Origin of the sequence: Streptomyces sp. NPDC057271 (assembly GCF_042668715.1) — a bacterium.
In the GTDB taxonomy this organism is placed as follows: domain Bacteria; phylum Actinomycetota; class Actinomycetes; order Streptomycetales; family Streptomycetaceae; genus Streptomyces.
In genome coordinates, this window is the sequence record NZ_JBHUYJ010000064.1 from 15682 (window position 1) to 33586 (window position 17905).

General features: G+C 73.3%; 12 protein-coding genes and 1 pseudogene. 6 read left to right on the plus strand and 7 right to left on the minus strand.

What is annotated here, in order from left to right; translation table 11 throughout:
- Positions 1-76: 76 nt before the first annotated feature.
- The gene (locus ACFUJR_RS25705) at positions 77-5029 is read left to right on the plus strand and encodes a CHAT domain-containing protein (protein WP_383167147.1); all 4953 of its coding nucleotides are present in this window, start codon (positions 77-79) and stop codon (positions 5027-5029) included.
- 20 nt (positions 5030-5049) lie between these two features.
- Here the strand turns inward: ACFUJR_RS25705 and ACFUJR_RS25710 are convergent, their stop codons facing one another.
- Together ACFUJR_RS25710 and ACFUJR_RS25715 are read right to left on the minus strand one after the other, a co-directional pair.
- Complete coding sequence (locus tag ACFUJR_RS25710) at positions 5050-5217, minus strand: hypothetical protein (protein WP_383167150.1); 168 nt, start codon at positions 5215-5217, stop codon at positions 5050-5052.
- Entirely contained in the window at positions 5189-5920 is a 732-nt protein-coding gene (locus tag ACFUJR_RS25715; protein ID WP_383167153.1) for a DUF6338 family protein, read from the minus strand. The genes ACFUJR_RS25710 and ACFUJR_RS25715 overlap by 29 nt, the downstream gene beginning before the upstream one ends.
- A gap of 265 nt (positions 5921-6185) precedes the next feature.
- Between ACFUJR_RS25715 and ACFUJR_RS25720 the strand changes: the two genes are divergently transcribed.
- The 4 genes and pseudogenes from ACFUJR_RS25720 to ACFUJR_RS25735 form a co-directional block, all read left to right on the plus strand.
- Positions 6186-6599: a VOC family protein gene (locus tag ACFUJR_RS25720; RefSeq protein ID WP_383167156.1), complete on the plus strand. Its 414-nt coding sequence runs from the start codon at positions 6186-6188 to the stop codon at positions 6597-6599.
- A gap of 424 nt (positions 6600-7023) precedes the next feature.
- On the plus strand, positions 7024-7245 hold the full coding sequence (locus ACFUJR_RS25725) for a hypothetical protein (RefSeq protein ID WP_383167159.1): 222 nt from the start codon (positions 7024-7026) through the stop codon (positions 7243-7245).
- A 91-nt stretch (positions 7246-7336) separates the two neighbouring features.
- On the plus strand, positions 7337-7696 hold the full coding sequence (locus tag ACFUJR_RS25730; protein ID WP_352187616.1) for a metalloregulator ArsR/SmtB family transcription factor: 360 nt from the start codon (positions 7337-7339) through the stop codon (positions 7694-7696).
- An 89-nt stretch (positions 7697-7785) separates the two neighbouring features.
- A pseudogene (locus ACFUJR_RS25735) lies at positions 7786-9105 on the plus strand (MFS transporter); the annotation flags it as partial.
- On the opposite strand, the gene ACFUJR_RS25740 reads toward ACFUJR_RS25735, so the two are convergent.
- The 5 genes from ACFUJR_RS25740 to ACFUJR_RS25760 form a co-directional block, all read right to left on the minus strand.
- Entirely contained in the window at positions 9090-12143 is a 3054-nt protein-coding gene (locus tag ACFUJR_RS25740) for an alpha-mannosidase (RefSeq protein ID WP_383167163.1), read from the minus strand. The pseudogene ACFUJR_RS25735 and the gene ACFUJR_RS25740 sit on opposite strands and share 16 nt — an antisense overlap.
- A gap of 34 nt (positions 12144-12177) precedes the next feature.
- Complete coding sequence (locus ACFUJR_RS25745; RefSeq protein ID WP_383167166.1) at positions 12178-13464, minus strand: glycosyl hydrolase; 1287 nt, start codon at positions 13462-13464, stop codon at positions 12178-12180.
- On the minus strand, positions 13461-14315 hold the full coding sequence (locus tag ACFUJR_RS25750) for a carbohydrate ABC transporter permease (protein ID WP_383167169.1): 855 nt from the start codon (positions 14313-14315) through the stop codon (positions 13461-13463). The genes ACFUJR_RS25745 and ACFUJR_RS25750 overlap by 4 nt, the downstream gene beginning before the upstream one ends.
- Before the next feature lie 2 nt (positions 14316-14317).
- Positions 14318-15190: a carbohydrate ABC transporter permease gene (locus ACFUJR_RS25755; RefSeq protein WP_383167172.1), complete on the minus strand. Its 873-nt coding sequence runs from the start codon at positions 15188-15190 to the stop codon at positions 14318-14320.
- 91 nt (positions 15191-15281) lie between these two features.
- A complete protein-coding gene (locus tag ACFUJR_RS25760; protein WP_383167175.1) occupies positions 15282-16577 on the minus strand; it encodes an ABC transporter substrate-binding protein in 1296 nt (431 codons plus the stop codon).
- A gap of 123 nt (positions 16578-16700) precedes the next feature.
- Here ACFUJR_RS25760 and ACFUJR_RS25765 point away from each other — a divergent pair, with 123 nt between their 5' ends.
- Entirely contained in the window at positions 16701-17732 is a 1032-nt protein-coding gene (locus ACFUJR_RS25765) for a LacI family DNA-binding transcriptional regulator (RefSeq protein ID WP_383167178.1), read from the plus strand.
- The last annotated feature ends 173 nt before the right edge of the window (positions 17733-17905 follow it).

A 17905-nucleotide genomic window follows, 5' to 3' on the forward strand; every position in this document is an offset into this window, starting at 1 on the left:
CCGGGGGAACCTCCCTCCCCCCGGGCTACGTTGACCTTCCAGGGGAGAGAACTCCGACGGGGGAGTGGCGCGGGAGATGAACGTCGAAGCGACGGCTCAGCTGATGATGGACCGCGTCTTACGGGTCGACCACGATCCCGACGCGTTGCGCTGGTTCCTGACCGACGAGGCCGCCGCGACGGCCGACGGCATACGCCGCGCCGGGACGTTGCCGGACGGGAACGTCCTGCTCGTCGCCGTCAACGCGATCGGGTACTACGAATGGTGCCGCCACCTCGCCGGCGAGGGGGCGGACATGGCGGCCCTCGGCTCCGCCGTCCTCTGCTTCCTCGACGTCCACCGCGCCTCGCCCACCCACGTACCGCCCGTCCTCCGCCCGGTCCTCGCGCTGCTCGCGGGCGAGCCCGCCGGAGCGGAGGCGGACCCCGGCGACACCTACCTGGCGGGCGCCGGAATCCTCGCCCTCTACACCCGCCACCGCCACCCCGGACCGCTGCCCGCCGCGGCCGCCCTGTTGCGCCACGCCGTCGCCGGGTTCCCCGACGGCAGCGCCGAACAGGGCACCTGCCTCTCCGACCTCGGTCTGACGATGCTGTACGGATTCCGGGACGGCGGGGGACCCGAGATCCTCGCCGAGGCCGTCCGTCACAGCCGCGCCGCCGTGGCCGCCGCACCCGGTGAGCGGGTCGAGCAGGCGCGCAGAGCAGGCAACCTGGGGCTCGTCCTGAACCATGCCGCGGAGGCCACGGGGGACCTCGCCGTCGCGCGGGAGAGCGTCGACGTGCTGCGCCGGACCGTGCGCGGGAGCCGACCGGACGATCCGCACCACGCCCTGCACCACGCCCTGCTGGGCACGGCGCTCCTGAACGCCGCCGCACAGCTCCACGACCCCGCTCTCCTCCCCGAGGCCGTCGACGCCCTGCGCCGCTCCACCGCCGCGAGCCCGGACCAGCCGCCGCCCGCCGCGCACCTGAACGACCTCGGGATGGCGCTCGTCACCCTCTCGATGGCGCCCGGGGACGCTCCCGGCGGGCAGGACCGCACCGCGCTCCACGACGAGGGCATCGCCGCCTGCCGACGCGCCGCCGCGGCGGCGGACAACCCCGTCGAGGGCTCCCTCTACCTCGCCAACCTGGCCCACGCCCTCAACGGCAGCGCGGTGAACACCCGGAACCTCTCCGCCCTCGACGACGCGCACAGCGCCGCGCGCGACGCCCTGGCCGCGGCCCCGCCCGGCCACCCGGCCCACACCCACGCCCAGTACGTCCTGGCCGAGGTCCTGCGCTCCCGGTACGTCGAGACCGGCGTCCTCGCCGACCTGGACGCCGCGATCGGGTACGCCCCCAGCGCGGTGGACGCCACCGGGAGCGACGACCGGCAGCACACAGGCCGGGTCCTGGAACTCGCCGCCCTGCTGCGCCTGCACGCCGACGCCATCGGAGCCCCGTCCGGCGCGCTCGCCGAACCGCTCGCCCTGCTGCGCCGGCTCGCGGCGGACACCCGCCCGCGGCCGGCCGAGCGGGCCCGCGTCCTACTCGAACTGGCCAGAACCCTGGACGCGTCGGCGGACGGCACGGGGGAGACCGCCGGGGCCGCCGCGGCGGAGGCGGAGCGGACGTTCCGGGAGGCCCTCGCCCTCACGGAGGCGACCGAGGGGGACCCGACGGGCGTGACCTACGCCCTCGGGCAGGCGCTCGCCTGGCGCTTCACCGACCGCGCCGGGGCGGAGGGCGTCCACGGCCCGGCCGCCGAGGAGAAGCGGAGCGAGGGCATCGCCCTGATCCGGCGGGCCCTCGACCTGCTGGGCGACGACGACCCGCGACGCTCCGAGTACCTGTCCGCCCTCGGCTGCGTCCACCTGGAGCGCGCCACCACGACGCGGGACCCGGACGGATACGCCGAGGCCGTCCGGGTCCTGCGCCTGGCCGTCGCCGCCGCGCCGCGCACCGGCGGCCACGACCGGGCGGTGAGCAGCTCCAACCTCGGCGTCGCCCTGGTGAGCCTCGGCGCCCTGACCTCCGACGAGGCGCTGCTGGCCGAGGGCGTGCGGGCGCACCGGGACGCCGTCGCCGCGACCGCACCGGGCGACCACTACCGCGCGCACCGCCTGGGGAACCTGGGCGACGCCCTGCAGGACCTCGCCCAGATCCGCTCGGACGTCGGCCTCGTCACGGAGGCGGTCGAGGTGTTGCGCGAGGCGGTACGGATCTCGGGGCCCACCACGCCCGGCAGGGGCGAGCACCTCTCCCGGCTGGGCACCGCCCTGCGCTCCCTCTGCCGCTTCACCGGCGACGGAACCCCGCTCGAAGAGGCGGTCCACTGGCACCGCCAGGCCGTCGCCGTGGCCGAGGAGGCCGGCTCCCACCGGACCGACACGTACGGAACCGGCACGCGCCACACCTCCGAGTCACGCGCCCGCTCCGGCCTCGCCAACGTCCTCGCCGAACTCCACCTCCGCACCTATGACGAGGACCTGCGCGACGAGGCCCTGGCCCACTACCGCGCGGCGCTCGCGAGCCCCCAGGATCCCGGCGAGCGCCACGCCCTGCTCACCAGCTACGGCACCGCGTTGTGCGGCCGGGCCGCCGACACCGCCGACGACACGCTCATGGGCACCGCGATCGGCTTCCTGCGGGAAGCCGCCGCCGTCGTCCCCGCCGACCACAAAGGACGGGCGGGCGTCCTCACGAACCTGGGCTTCGCACTCACCCGTCGCTCCCGCCTCACCGGCGACCGCAGGTGGCTCGACGAGGGCGTGGACATCCTGCGCCGCGCCGTCCGGCAGAGCCCGCCGACCTCCTTCGAGCGCGCCGCCCACCTCTCCAACCTCGCCGAGGCGCTACGGATCCGGTACGAGGCCACGCACGACCGGGCCGCCGCCGACGAGGCGGCCGGGCTGCTGCGCGAGGCGATCTCCCTCTCGGACGGCGAGCGGCACGGCAGGGACATCGCGCGCGTCAACCTCGGCGTCCTGCTGCACCGCACCGCACTCGGCGGCCCGAGCGACGCCACGGACCCGGGGCTGCTCGCGGAGGCGAGGCGCGTCCTGGAGGAGGCCGTCGCCGGCCTCGACGACCGTCACCCACGGCGTACCGTGGCCCTGATCAACCTGGCCGCCACGAGCATGATCACCGCGGACGTGGCCGAGGACCCCGCCGATCCGGCGCTCGCGCCCGTACTCGCACGCGGGGCGGCGGCCGCCCGGGAGGCACTCGACCGGCTTCCCGAGGGCCACCCCCACCAGGCCCACGTGCAGTGGGTCCTGGCCCGCACCCAGTTGGCGCGCATCCCCCTCGCCGATGAGAGCGTCGGCGAGCAGGAACTCGCCGAGGCCGTCCGCCTCGCCCGGCAGGCCGCCCGGAACCCGGTCGCCTCCGTGGCCAAGCGTCTGCTCGCCGCCCGCACCTGGGGCGAGGCGGCCGTCGCCGCCGGTCAGGACGCCGAGGCGCTCAGCGGCTACACGTACGCCGTCGGCCTCCTGCCCCGCCTCGCCCCACGCGGTCTCGAACGCGCAGACCAGGAGGACCGGCTGGTCGCCGGCACGGGACTCGCCTCCGACGCCGCCGCGCTCGCGCTGCGGCAGGGCGACCCGGAGGCCGCGCTCACCCTGCTCGAACAGGGGCGTGGCGTGCTGCTCGCCCAGGGCCTCGAAGCCCGTGGCGACCTCTCCCGGCTGCGTACGGCCGACCCCGCCCTGGCCACCGAGTTCGAACGGGTCCGCGACTCCCTGAGCGTCGGACCGCCCCGCCCCGCGTCGCCCACCGATCTCGGACCCGCCGACCCCACGTACTCCGGGCACGAGGCCGGCCTGCTCGCCGAGTCACGGCACGCCCTCGCCCGGACCTGGGACGACCTCCTCGACCGGATCCGCCGACTCCCGGGCCTCGAAGGCTTCCTGGCCGCGCCGCGCGTGACGGAGCTGATCGGCGCGGCCTCCGGGGGCCCGGTCGTCGTGGTCAACGTCAGCCGGTACCGCTCCGACGCACTCGTCGTCACCGTCGACCGGGGCATCGAGGTCGTCCCGCTGCCCGCCCTGACTCCGGTCGACGTCCTCGACAGGGCCACGAAGTTCCTCGCAGCCGTCGACGACGCCTACGGAGGCCGGGGGACCCGGCAGGCCGTCACCGCGATGGCGACGTTGTCGCAGACCCTGCAATGGCTGTGGGCCGCCGTCGCGGAACCGGTCCTCGACCGTCTCGGCCTGCACACCGCGCCGCGCGACGACGCGTCGTGGAGCCGGCTGTGGTGGTGCCCCACCGGATGGCTGGCGTTGCTGCCCCTCCACGCGGCGGGCACCTCCGGGTCCGGGACAGGTTCAGGGGCCGGGGCGGGTTCCGGGTCCGATACGAGCGTCATGGACCGGGTGGTCTCCTCGTACACCCCGACGCTGCGCGCCCTGGACCGCGCCCGGCAGGCGCCCTCCGCCGCCGTGGCCCCGCCCGCCCCGCTGATCGTCACTCTCGCGGACACACCCGGGGCCCCGTCCCTGCCCGGGGCCTCCCAGGAGGCGAAGCTGCTGCGGAAGCTGTTTCCGGCGCACCTCGAACTCGCGGGTCCCGCCGCCACCGTCGACGCGGTGCGGCGGGCGCTGCCCGCCCACCCGTGGGTCCACTTCAGCTGTCACGGGGTCAGTGAGCCGGACAGGCCGTCCGAGAGCGGCCTGATCCTCCACGACGGACGGCTCACCGTCCGCGACGCCGCCGAGCAGCGCCCGCGCGAGGCCGTCCTGGCCGTCCTGTCGGCCTGCTCCACCTCCCAGGGCGGACTCACGCTGCCCGACGAATCGGTGCAGCTGGCCTCCTCGTTCCAACTGGCCGGGTACCCGCATGTGATCGGCACGCTGTGGCCCGTCGCGGACAAGGTGGCGACCCGGCTCACGGAGGAGCTGTACACGGCTCTTGACGACGACCTCGCGCGCGGCCGCCCGATCGATCCGGCGACGGCGCTGCACCGCCCGGTCCGCGAGCTGCGCCGCCGCCTCGCCCGCGCCCCTCACCTGTGGGCCGCGCACATCCACACCGGCCCGTGACCCGTGCGCGGCGACGCGGCTCAGTCCGGCGCCGTCGCCCCGTCGCCCATCGCCGTGCCCGACGGTGCCTGCGGCACGTCGTCGGGCTCCGGCGCCTCGTCGGACGGCCGGTACGTCCGGCGCTCCGAGAACTCGGCGATCACGTCCTCCAACTCCTGCTCATCCGACGGTCGGTGATGTCGCGTCATCTCCCGCTCCTTCCACGTGCTCCCGAGACTCCTGCTCCGGCACGACCGGCGCAGTCTGCTGCTCCGGCACGACCGGCGGTGCCGACGGCGGCAGCAGCACTTCCAGTACGTCGATGTCGGCGGCCCGCAGATAGACCCCGCCGGTGTCGGGGACCTTCCCGAGGAACGTGCCGTCGGGCGCCATCCGGTACTGGGACTGGAGATAGAGGTCACCCGGCTGCGGATAGGCCGAGACCGCCGACCCGGATCCCAGCCAACCGCCGACCCACAGACCGTTCTTGAGCCTGGCCCGGACGAAACAGGACCCGCGGTCGCGGAAGAGCGCGTCCCAGGCCGTCGGGGTCGGCTCGTACCGCGCCCGCCGCCGTCGCCGGTCCCGGACCGCCTCCGCCCAGGCGATCCCCGACGGCACCGCCACCACCAGAAGCAGCGCTGCCAGACCCGTCTCCCGGGGGCGCGCGAGCATCCCGGCGACCGGCCCCCGGCCGTCCTCCGTGAGCAGCCGCACCAGCCATGGGCCCGCGGCCACCGCGTACACGGCGTCGAGCAGCGCCCCGGCCGCGATGGCCCGCACGATCCGGTTCTGCGGCTCCTGCTCCGCGGCCACGGCCCCGCGCAGATGCTCCCGTACGGCCTGGTAGAAGACCCCGGGCAGCACCAGGACCAACAGGATCGTCAGCTGCTGCACCGTCCCCGGAACCATCGCTCCCTCTTCCGTCCCTCCGCGTCACGAACTCCCCGGCTCACACCGTACGTCGGTGATCCACCGCGCGACACGTCGATCCGGGCCACGGTCCACCCGGCCGGGGCGAGGGGGCGAGAGACGGGGGCGCGACGGTACGCCGGGGTCGGCACCGACCTCGAAGCGGCCGGTGCCGAACGCCCGTCGGGCGAGCGCCCGGACGGTCTGCGGAGGGAGTCGCTGCCGTCCGGCCCGGGACGGCCGCCCTCTCCGTACACTGAAGCGCATGGCTTGCCGCATCACCGAACTCGTCATCGACTGCGCAGACCCGGATCGTCTCGCCGCGTTCTGGAGTTCGGTGCTCGGCTACGTCGAACGCGGCCGGGAGGACGACGGGAGCATCGAGATCGGGCCTCCCGCCTCCGCCTCCGCCTCCGCCTCCGCCTCCGCCTCCGCCTCCGGCGGGTCGGGGCCCACCCTCGTCCTCAGCCCGAGCACCGCCCCGCGGACGGGGAAGCTCCGACTGCACTTCGACGTCAACGCCACCGACCGCGATCAGGACGCCGAGCTGGAACGGCTGCTCGCTCTCGGCGCCAGGCCCGCCGACGTCGGCCAGAGCGGCGCCGAGAGCTGGCACGTCCTGGCCGACCCCGAGGGCAACGAGTTCTGCCTCCTGCGCTCCCGGCTCCAGCCCCTCTGACCTGCGGTGGCGCGGCCCGGAGGTCAGGGCCGGCGAGGTGGTGGGCCTGCTCGGTCCGAACGGGCCGGGCAGGAGGCCCACACCGTCCGGGGCGGCCGTGGCCCCCGTACCTCCCGACCAGGCCTTCGGCCCGATTGGCGCAGGTCATCGTCGCTCCTCGTGCTCGACCGACACGTCACACGGTGTGCGGCTGCGCTGACAGCACGCTGATCGTCGGGTGGCAGCGGTGCGCACGACGGGATCACGGCGTGCCGAGAAGGGCCTGCCAGGTCCACAGCCCCCGCGGACCGGTCAACACCGATGCGCTGTCCGGTCGTTGACGCCACCGCCCGTCGGAGCGCGGGCGCCGGTGATCGCCGCCCGGGGATCCCGGCGCCGTTCGCGTCTGTGCCCCCGGGCTCCCGAAGGGCATACTGGCTGGACGATGACGAACCGATCCGCGCCCCGGCGCCACCTGTCCACCAGCCCCTTCGCGGCTCCCGTCGATCCCGTGATCAAGGAGTTCGCCGTCGATGACCGCGTCTCCCACGATCGCCACGGCCTCGGGAAGATCATCGGCACGGAGCCGACGGGTGCGCTGCTCGTCGACTTCGGGGCCACCCAGGTCCGAGTCCTCAGCCCCTACAAGGGCATGCACAAGCTCTGACAGAGCTCCGACAGCCTTCACGGGACCCGCCCCGGCGCACACATCGCGCCGGGGCGGTTTCCGTTCCCGTGGCCGTGCCTACGATGGCCCCATGGCTGAACGCGAGGGATCCTCACCTGCGAGCGTCGTGCATCAGCGCACGCCCGGCGCTCCTGAGCTCGCCGCCGCGGCCGGGGTGTTCGCGCTCCTCGCGGACCCGACCCGGCTGCACCTGGTGTGGCTGCTGTCGCGCGCCGAGTCGGACGTCACCGCCCTCGCGGAGGCGTGTGGCGCGGCCCGGCCGGCAGTGAGCCAGCACCTGGCGAAGCTGCGGCTGGGCGGGCTCGTCCAGCACCGCAAGGACGGCCGCCGGGTGGTGTACACGCTCCCGGACGGCCATCTGCGGCGTCTCGTCGTCGAGGCGATCAACCATGCGGACCACCAGGTGACCGGCGAGCCCTGGCACGACTGAACCGATCCCTCCGCAGATGACATGTGCGCAACTATGCACATGTCCGCTACCGTGGTGACGACCCCCGGAGCCGAACGAGGGCGGGCCTCATGCTGTCCGTGTTGCGTCACCGCACCTACCGTCGCCTCTTCACCGCCCAGGTCGTCGCCCTCGCCGGCACGGGCCTCGCGACCGTCGCGCTGAGTCTCCTCGCGTACGACCTCGCGGGCGCCGACGCCTCCGCCGTCCTCGGGACGGCGCTCGCGATCAAGATGGTCGCCTATGTCGGAATCGCCCCACTGGTCAGCGCGTTCGCCGACCGGATACCCCGGCGCGCGCTGCTCGTCGCCATGGACCTCACGCGTGCCGCCGCCGCCCTCGCCCTGCCCTTCGTCACCGAGGTCTGGCAGGTGTACGTCCTGATCCTGCTGCTCCAGGCCGCCTCCGCCGCCTTCACCCCGACCTTCCAGGCGACGATCCCCGACATCCTGCCCGACGAGCGCGACTACACCCGGGCCCTCTCGCTCTCCCGTCTCGCCTACGACCTGGAGAACCTGTTCAGCCCGGCACTCGCCGCGGCCCTGCTCGTCCTCGTCCCGTCCGGCCTGCTCTTCACCGGCACCGCGGCGGGCTTCCTCGCCTCCGCCGCCCTCGTCGCCTCCGTCCTCCTGCCCACCCCCGCGCCGGCCGAGCGGACCGGCGGCGCGTACGCCAGGGCCGCCTTCGGCATCCGGCTCGTCCTGGCGACCCCGCGCCTGCGCGCCCTCCTCGCGCTCGATCTCGTCGTCGCAGCGGGCGGCGCGATGGTCCTCGTCAACACCGTCGTCCTGGTCCGCGAGGTCCTCGGCCGTCCCGTCGGCGATGTCACGCTCGCCCTCGCCGCGTACGGAGCGGGCTCGATGGCCGCGGCCCTGGTGCTGCCACGCGTCCTGGACCGGACCGGTGACCGGGCCCTGATGCTCCCCGCGGCCTTCGTGACGGCCGGGGTCCTGGCCCTCCTCCCGGCCGGCCTCCTGGCGGGCCCCGGTCCCTGGGCCTGGCCCGCCCTGCTCGCGGCCTGGCTCGTCCTCGGCGCCGCCACCTCCGCCGTCCTGACCCCAGGCGGGCGGCTGCTGCGGCGCTCGGCGGGCAGCGCGGACCTGCCCGCAGCCTTCGCCGCCCGGTTCTCCCTCGCCCACGGCTGCTGGCTGCTCGCCTACCCCCTGGCCGGGTGGACGGCCGCGCGCGCCGGCCTCGCGGCCGCCGCTGTCGCGCTGGGCCTCCTCGCCCTCCTCGCGGCCGTCGTCGCCCTATGGCTCTGGCCGCGCACGGACCCGGACGAGCTGGAGCACCGCCACCCCGAGCTGGCCACCGATCATCCGCACCTGGCGGGCGCGGGCCGGTGTCACGTGCACGACTTCCGCATAGACGCCCTTCACCCGCGCTGGCCGACCCCCCTGAAGCGGAGCGTGACCAGCTCGAACGGGCGCAGGGCCAGCTCCACGGCGCCGTCCTCCGCACGCGCCGTGCCGGGCGGTACGTCGGCGAGCGGCCGCTCCAGCAGGTCGCACACCGCCGCCCCGTCCCAGGCGAAGTCGGTGGTCAGGCGCGCCCGAGCCCGACCGCCCCGGGACTCGTAGAGCCGGACCACCACATCACCGCCCCGGTCGTCGGCCAGCTTCACGGCGCTCACCACGACGGCGTCCTCGTCCAGGACGACCAGCGGAGCCACCTCCGCGCCCCCCGGGACCCGGCGCTCCGGCAGGTTGATCCGGTATCCCTCGCGGACCGCGTCCCCGACCGAGGCGCCCGGCACCAGCGCGTGGCGGAACCGGTGCACCCCCTGGTCGGTGTGCGGATCGGGGAAGCGCGGGGCACGCAGCAGGGACATCCGTACGGTCGTCGTGGTGCCGCCGTCCTCGGGCCGTACGGTACGGGTCACGTCGTGCCCGTACGTCGACGCCGTCACCACGGCGACGCCCCAGCCGGGCTCCTCGAAGTGCACGAAGCGGTGATTGCACGCCTCGAACCTGGCCGCCTCCCAACTGGTGTTGGTGTGCGTGGGCCGGTACAGATGGCCGAACTGGGTCTCCGCCGCGTACCGGTCGGTGTGGAGGTCGAGCGGGAAGGCCACCTTGAGGAACTTCTCCGTCTCGTGCCAGTCGACCTCGGTCTCCAGATCGAGCCGCCCCGCGCCCGCCGCGAGCGTCAGCGTCTGCACGGCGCGCGAGGCCCCGAACGTCCGCGTCACCCGAACGGAGACGGAACCGGGGCTCGCGTCGGCGAGCGTCACCTCGTCCGCGCCGGTCAGGTCCGTGACGGTGTTGCGGTAGAACTGGTCGACGTCCCAGGCGTCCCACATGTTCGGGAAGTCGGGATGGATCTGGAGCAGGTTGCCCGCGGCCCCCGGGGCGAGCGTCTCCCGCCCGGCCACCAGATCGAGTACCGAGATCACCAGGCCGCGCCCGTCCACCGTCACCCGCAGCAGCCCGTTGTCGAGGACGAACCCGCCCCCGGCCCGCTCCCGCGCGGTGCAGCCGGACACCGGCCCCGTGACGGCCCTCGCCCCGCCCGCCGGGACCTCCGCGCGCTCGTGCGGGGCCGCGTTGAAGACCGTCTCGCCGCCCGCCACCGGGTCACCGGCGAGCACCTGCTGCGCCCGGCCGATGATGCCGTTCAGCTCCTCGGCGACCGCCGCGTACGTCCGCTCGGCCTCGCGGTGCACCCATGCGATCGAGGAGCCCGGCAGGATGTCGTGGAACTGGTGCAGCAGCACCGTCTTCCAGACCCGGTCCAACTCGTCGTGCGGATAGGGGAATCCGGACCGCACGGCGGCCGTGGCCGCCCACAGCTCCGCCTCGCGCAGCAGGTTCTCGCTCGCCCGGTTGCCCTGCTTGGTCCGCGACTGACTCGTCAGCGTGGCCCGGTGCAGCTCCAGATACAACTCGCCCACCCAGACGGGCGCGTGCGGATACTCCGCCTCCGCCTTCGCGAAGAACTCCGCGGGCCGCTCCCATCGCACCCGGGCCGAACCCTCCAGGTCCCGCAGCCGGGCCGCCTTCGCGACCATCTCCCGGGTCGTGCCGCCGCCCCCGTCGCCCCAGCCGGTCGGAGCGATGGAGTGCCGGGCCCGGCCCTTGTCCTTGAAGTTGCGGACCGCGTGGGCGATCTCCTTGCCCCGCATCGAGCAGTTGTACGTGTCGATCGGCGGGAAGTGCGTGAAGATCCGCGTCCCGTCGATGCCCTCCCACCAGAACGTGTGGTGCGGGAACGAGTTGACCTGGCTCCAGGAGATCTTCTGCGTCAGCAGCCACCTCGACCCGGCCGCCTTGATGATCTGCGGCAGCCCGCCCGCGAATCCGAACGTGTCCGGCAGCCACGCCTCCTCGTTCTCGACGCCGAACTCCTCCAGGAAGAACCGCTTGCCGTACACGAACTGACGAGCCATCGCCTCCGAGCCCGGCATGTTCGTGTCGGACTCCACCCACATGCCGCCCGCCGGCACGAACCGGCCCTCGGAGACCGCCTTCTTCACCCGCGCGTAGACCTCCGGACGGTGCTCCTTGATCCACGCGTACTGCTGGGCCTGCGACATCGTGTAGACGAAGTCCGGCTCGTCCTCCAGGAGCGCCGTCATGTTCGCCGTCGTCCTGGCCACCTTGCGGACCGTCTCGCGCAGTGGCCACAGCCAGGCCGAGTCGATGTGGGCATGGCCGACCGCGCTGATCCGGTGCGCCGACGGCTCGGCCGGCGAGGCGAGCGCCCCGGCGAGGCGTGAGCGGGCCTCCGCGGCCGTACCGTTGACGTCCTGGAGGTCGACCGCGTCCAGCGCGCTCTCCACGGCCCGCAGGATGTCCCAGCGGCGCGCGCCGTCCACCGGCAGCTCCGCCATCAGCTCGCCGAGCACCTCCAGATCGATCACCAGCTGCCACACGGTCTCGTCGAAGACCGCCAGGTCCATCCGCGCCAGCCGGTACTGCGGTGTGTCGCCCGCCGTCTCCTTCTCGCCCAGCTCGGTCGGCAGAAAGGGGTGGTAGTCCAGGATCACCGGATTGGACGCGGCCTCCACATGGAGCAGCACCTCCTCGCCCCCGACCGCCGGGGCGGCGATCCGCACCCACTGGTTGCGCGGACTGAGGCCCTTCACCGGTGAGCCGTCCGGCAGGTAGACCAGCCCCTCGCACTGGAAGCCGGGCATGTTCGCGTCGAAACCGAGGTCGATCAGGGCCTCCACCGTCCGCCCCGCCCAGGCATCCGGAACCCGCCCGGAGACCGTGAGCCAGCTCGTACCCCAGGGGGCGCCCCAGGCCTCGCCCGCCGCGATCGGAGTACGGGGCGCGGCGATCCCCTCCGCCACCGGCACCGGCTCGTCCGGCGCCGTCCAGATCCCGACCTCCAGGGGTACGGACTCCGGATGGACCGCCGGCCGGATGCGCTCCTCCAGGACGCGCTTGAGACGGGACTCGATCAGGGTGCGGTCGTCATGCATGCCAGTCGCTCCATCACGTAAGAGAGGGCGGTCGTCAGGGCCTGTCGACGTCGTCGACGGTGACCGTCTCGGTGATCCCGCGTGCGGTGAGATGATCGCGGTCCGACGCCCGGGACGCCAGTACGACGGTCGGCCGCGCGCCGTCCGCGGCGAGCCGCATGAACGCCTCGAAGAACGCCCCGCCCGGCGCGCAGGCCGAACGCTCCGCCTCGTCCGGGAGATCGAGGACGAGGGCGGTGGTCCTCGCGCGCGGCCGGTGCGCGAGGCCGCGGAACTCCGCCACGGCGTCGGCGAGTGCCCGCCCGGCGGGCTTCACCGCACCGCCGCCGGTCAACAGGCCGAGGCTGTACTCCAGTTCGGGGAAGTCGGCGAGCGAGCGGTCGACGTCGTGCGAACACCACCAGGTGATGCCCCAGAGGTCCGGACAGTCGAGCGCCGCCGCCACGGTCGTACGGGTGAAGGCGGCCGCCCGGTCGGGCGCGATGTGCGGAGTGGGAGCCCCCACCTCCTGGAGCCACACCGGCCTCCCCGGATCCTCGGCCCAGGCCTTCGACAGCTCGATCAGATACGCGGCGTGCTGCCCGGTCGCGACGGAGTCGGCGCCGTAGCGTTGGGCGGTGCCGTTGAAGACCCAGGAGTGGACGGCGGTCACCGCGCCGATCCGGGCCGCCTGGGCGGGTGTGAAGGGATGCTCGTCCAGGTACCAGGCGGCGTCGTACTCCGCGTGGAGGTGTATCCGTCCGGGCGCCGCCCGCTCGCATACCGCGAGCATGCGTCGCAGCCAGCTCTCCGCCTCGCCCGGGGTGATCCGGTCCGGATCGGGGTGCGGATCGCCGGAGAACTGGTTGATCTCGTTACCGAGCGTCATGCCCAGGAAGTTGGGGCGGTCCGCGAGGGCCGAGGCGAGGGCGCGCAGATAGGCGGCCTGGCCGTCGAGAACGTCCGGATCGGTGAAGAGGTTGCGCCGGTGCCAGGTGAGCGTCCAGGAGGGCCGGAAGTCGAAGCTGGACAGATGACCCTGCAGCCCGTCGACGGCCACGTCCAGACCCCGTTCGGCCGCGGCGTCCACCAGTGCGACCAGCTGGGCGACGGCGCGCGGGCGGATCAGGGTGCGGTTCGGCTGGAAGACGGGCCACAGCGGGAAGACCCTGACGTGGTCCAGGCCGAGGGCGGCGATCGAGTCCAGATCGGCGCGGACCGCGTCGAGATCGAAGTCCAGCCAGTGGTGGAACCAGCCCTGGCTCGGCGTGTAGTTGACGCCGAAGCGCGGGGTGGCGGGCAGCGGGGTCATTCTCCGCGTCACGTCCTCTGCGTAGGTCATCCCTTGATGGCGCCTTCCTCGACGCCCCTGAAGAAGAACCGCTGGAGCGCGGCGAAGACGGCCACGATCGGCAGGAAGGCGATCATGGTTCCGGCCGCGATCAGCCGCGGGTTGGCCGTGAACGTGCCGTCGAGGTACTGCAGCCCCACGGTGAGGGTGTACCGCTCGGGGTCGTTGAGCACGATCAGCGGCCACAGGAAGTCGTCCCAGGCGCCGATGAAGGTGAAGATCACGACCACGCTCAGCATGCCCCGTACGTTCGGCAGCCCCACATGGACCAGCCGCTGCCACACGTTCGCCCCGTCGACGAGCGCGGCGGCGTCGAGTTCGGGCGGAACCGCCCGGAACGCCGTGTACATCAGCAGCACGTTGAGCATGGCGACGGCACCGGGCAGCGCCACTCCGAGCAGGGTGTCGGTCAGGCCCATGCTGCGGACCGTCACGTACTGGGAGACGATCGTGACCTCCCCCGGCAGGACCAGCGTGGCGACGAAGAGGCCGAGCGCGAGCCGTGCGCCGCGGAACCGCAACCGGGAGAGGGCGAAGCCCGCGAGGGTGGCCCCGACCACGTTCCCGGCCACCGCGATCGCCGCCACGGTCAGCGAGTTGAGCGCGTACGTCCACACCGGGACGGTGTCGGCGACCTGCGCGTAGTTGGAGAACGTCGGGTCGCGCGGCAGGAAGTCCGGCGTTCGGGAGTAGACGTCCTCGCCGGGGCCCTTGAGGGAGGTGGACAGCTGCCACAGGAACGGCCCGGTCGTCAGCAGCAGGACGACGGCGAGCAGCGTGTACCGGGCCGCCTGCGCGGCCGGGCCGGGGGTCCCGAAACCCCGTGACGCTCGTACGGGCATGGTCAGGCCGCCTTCCGGTTCAGCCGGGCGAGGAGCAGCATCGGGCCGATGGTGATCACGAAGAGCAGCAGGCTCAGGGCGGAGGCGTAGCCGATGTGCCCGGTGAAGCCGCGGCTGTACATCTGGATGAGCATGACCACCGACATGTCGCGGCCGCCCGGGCCGCCGGTGCCGTGGGAGAGGACGTACAGCTCGGAGAAGACGCGCAGCGCGGAGACCGAGATCAGGACGGAGACCAGCATCATCGTCGTCCGTACGCCGGGCAGGGTGACGTGCCAGAAGCGGCGCACGGCGGACGCTCCGTCGACGGCGGCGGCCTCGTGCAGCTCGCGGCCCACGTTCCCGAGCGCGGAGAGATAGATGACCATGTAGTACCCGAGGCCCTTCCACACGGTCAGGCCGATGGCGCTGAACAGCAGCAGCCAGCGGTCGGTGAGGAAGTCGACCGGACGGTCCGTGAGCCCGAGACGGCCGAGCATGCCGTTCAGCAGGCCGCGGTCGTCCAGGAGCCAGCCCCAGATCAGGGCGACCACGACGGCGGAGGCGACCACCGGTGTGTAGAAGGCGGTGCGGAAGAAGGTGATGCCCGGCAGCTTCCTCTCCACCAGCAGGGCGAGCAGCAGCGGCAGCAGGGTCAGCAGGGGCAGACAGATGAGCAGGTAGACGATGCTGTTGATCAGGGCGTCGGTCAACTGGTCGTCGTTCAGGGCCCGTTCGTAGTTGGCGAGGCCCGTGAAGCGGCCGCCGCCCAGCGGTTTGGCGTTGGTGAACGACAGGATCACGGTGTTCACCGCCGGCCACAGGTTGAAGACGGCGAGCCAGACGACGGCCGGTCCGGCGAGCAGCCATGGGGTGAACCAGCGCCGGTGTGTCATGGAGGTGCCTTCCGGGGAGTCCGGGCAGTCCGGGGAGTCCGGGTCGGGAGGGCGGCGCCGCTCGCGGCCGGTGGTCGGTGCGTGCCGGTGCTCAGTCCCCCAGCAGCTGGTCGGCGCGCTCCACGGCCGTGTCCAGCGCCTCCCTGGAGCCGGCCTGGCCGTTGAGGGCGAGGGCGATCTGCTGGTTGACGACCGTCTTGATCGCGTCGTTGGCCTGGACGGGCTCCAGCATCTTCGCCGTCGCCAGTGACGTGAACGCCGTGACCTTGGCGTTCCCGGCGTTCGTCCCGTCGCTCCCGCTGAAGAAGGAGTCCGAGGCCGAGGCCTTGGTGGAAGGGAAGATGCTGGTGAGGTGGGCGAACGCGGCCTGGTTCTCGGCGTTGGTGACCCAGCGGGCGAGAGCGAGCGCGGTGGCCCGGTTCTTCGTCGCCCTGGAGATCGACAGGCCCTGGACGTAGAGCGGCGGGGTGCCCATGGCGGGGGAGGAGACCACCTTGGGCGCGAGGCTCGGGTTGTCGGTGGCCAGCGAGGTGATGTAGTTGCCGCCCGCCGTCGTCCAGGCGGCCGTGCCGGAGGAGAAGAGCTTCGTGTTGCCCGCGTACGTCTCCGTCAGCACGTCCTTGGGCAGCAGACCCTCCTTGAACGCGGCGCGATAGGTGTCCAGGAGCGCGGCGGCCTCGGGGGTGTTGAAGGTGAAGGTCCTGCCGTCGTCGGACGTGAGCTTCACCCCGGCGTTGGCGAAGTCCATCAGCCCTGGCTTGCGGCTCATGAGATAGACCTCGCCGCCGGACTTCTCCTTGACGGTCCTGGCCGCAGTGATCAGCTCGTCCAGGGTGGCCGGCGGCTTCTTCGGGTCGAGGCCGTAGCGGGTGAGCAGCTCGGAGTTCCAGTAGTTGACGTCGGTGTTGAGGTACCAGGGATAGCCGTACGTACCGTCGTGGCCCGCGAACCGGTACGCGGCGGTGCCGCCCTCGACGTAGTCGGCGTCCAGCTTCGGGTCGGCGCCCGCCACGTCGAGCAGCATGTTCTGCTTCACCAGCGGCAGTGCGAAGTCCGGCGGCAGGTTGACCACGTCGGGCAGCGTGCCGCCCGCCGCCTGGCTGAGCACCTTCTCGGAGTAGCCGTCGCCCGGCTGGTCGAGCCACTCCACCTCGACGCCCGGGTGCTGCTTCTCGAAGGCGTCGATCACGCCCTCCATGAACGCGGTGAACTTGGGCTTCAGGGCCCAGGTCTGGAGCGAGACCCGGCCCGTCACCTCGCCCCCGCCGGAGCCTCCGGCGGAGGCGTCGCCGCCCGCTCCGTTCGGATCGCCGAGGCCGCAGCCGGCGAGGGTCACCGCGGCGACCGCGGCCACGGCCAGCCGTATCCAGTGGCTGCTTGTTCGCATGTGAGAGGTCTCCCGGTCTGTTCTGGCGGACGAGACAGAGCTACTAAACCGGTCTAGCGATGGGGGACTATGCTCCCGCTACACTCCGCTGTCAAGACAGTGCGCGAGAGGGAAGGGTCGCCCGTGGCCAGACCGACGATCGCCGACATCGCCCGCCGGGCCGGGGTGTCCAAGGGGGCCGTTTCCTTCGCGCTCAACGGCCGGCCGGGGGTGAGTGACGCGACCCGCGAGCGCATCCTGCGGGTCGCGGAGGAGATGAACTGGCGCCCCCACAGCGCCGCGCGCGCCCTGGGCGGCGCCCGGGCGGGTGCGGTCGGCCTCGTCCTGGCCCGCCCCGCGCGGACCATCGGTCTCGAACCCTTCTTCAGTCATCTCCTCAGCGGACTTCAGGCCGGGCTCTCCGCGCGCGGTACGGCCCTGAACCTGCTGGTCGTCGAGGACACGGCGGCCGAGATCGAGGTCTACCGGCGCTGGACCTCCGAGCACCGGGTGGACGGTTTCGTCCTCGTCGACCTCCAGGTCCGCGACCCGCGCATCCCCGTCTTGGAAGAGCTCGGCGTGCCCACGACCGTGCTCGGCGGACCCGGCCGGCACGGCAGCCTGCCCAGCGTCTGGGCCGACGACCGCGAGGCGATGATCTCGATCGTCGACTACCTCGCCGCCCTCGGCCACCGCCGTATCGCGCACCTCGCCGGACTCCCGGCCTTCCAGCACACCCAGCGCCGGATCCGGGCCGTGCGGGACAGCGCCCGGCGCCTCGGCCTCGCCGAGGCCGTCTCGCTGCCGACCGACTTCAGCGACGCCGAGGGCGCGGCGGCGACCCGCGCCCTGCTCGCCCGGCCGCAGCGGCCGACGGCGATCATCTACGACAGCGACGTGATGGCCGTGGCCGGGCTCGGCGTCGCCACGGAGATGGGTGTGGCCGTCCCCGGCGAACTGTCCGTCGTCTCCTTCGACGACTCCGCCCTCACCCGGATCGTCCACCCCTCGCTCACGGCGCTCTCCCGGGACACCTTCGCCCTCGGCGAGCAGGTGGCCCGGGCGCTTCTCGCCGTCGTCGACGACCCGGCCGCGGCGCGGGACATCAAGAACCCCACACCGCGGCTCACGGTCCGCGAGTCCACGGCGCCGCCCGCCCTTGACCCGGCCGACTAAAGCCGTTTAGCCTCCCGGGCGAGACCGCGGCCCGCCCGCCCACCGCACGTACCGGCGCCCGCCCCATGCCCAAGGGCACGCTCACGTCGCGCCCGCTCGCACCGCCGCACGCTCGTCACACCGCGCAGGCTCACGCTCGCACCGCCGCCCGCTCGTACCGCCGTACCTCCCGT

What these genes read in the sequence shown, in the direction of transcription:
- ACFUJR_RS25750 (WP_383167169.1), bottom strand. Translation starts at nt 14,315, where the DNA reads ATGCCCGTACGAGCGTCACGGGGTTTCGGGACCCCCGGCCCGGCCGCG.
- ACFUJR_RS25745 (WP_383167166.1), bottom strand. Translation starts at nt 13,464, where the DNA reads ATGACCTACGCAGAGGACGTGACGCGGAGAATGACCCCGCTGCCCGCC.
- ACFUJR_RS25760 (WP_383167175.1), bottom strand. Translation starts at nt 16,577, where the DNA reads ATGCGAACAAGCAGCCACTGGATACGGCTGGCCGTGGCCGCGGTCGCC.
- ACFUJR_RS25730 (WP_352187616.1), top strand. Translation starts at nt 7,337, where the DNA reads ATGGCTGAACGCGAGGGATCCTCACCTGCGAGCGTCGTGCATCAGCGC.
- ACFUJR_RS25740 (WP_383167163.1), bottom strand. Translation starts at nt 12,143, where the DNA reads ATGCATGACGACCGCACCCTGATCGAGTCCCGTCTCAAGCGCGTCCTG.
- ACFUJR_RS25715 (WP_383167153.1), bottom strand. Translation starts at nt 5,920, where the DNA reads ATGGTTCCGGGGACGGTGCAGCAGCTGACGATCCTGTTGGTCCTGGTG.
- ACFUJR_RS25720 (WP_383167156.1), top strand. Translation starts at nt 6,186, where the DNA reads ATGGCTTGCCGCATCACCGAACTCGTCATCGACTGCGCAGACCCGGAT.
- ACFUJR_RS25725 (WP_383167159.1), top strand. Translation starts at nt 7,024, where the DNA reads ATGACGAACCGATCCGCGCCCCGGCGCCACCTGTCCACCAGCCCCTTC.
- ACFUJR_RS25705 (WP_383167147.1), top strand. Translation starts at nt 77, where the DNA reads ATGAACGTCGAAGCGACGGCTCAGCTGATGATGGACCGCGTCTTACGG.
- ACFUJR_RS25755 (WP_383167172.1), bottom strand. Translation starts at nt 15,190, where the DNA reads ATGACACACCGGCGCTGGTTCACCCCATGGCTGCTCGCCGGACCGGCC.
- ACFUJR_RS25710 (WP_383167150.1), bottom strand. Translation starts at nt 5,217, where the DNA reads ATGACGCGACATCACCGACCGTCGGATGAGCAGGAGTTGGAGGACGTG.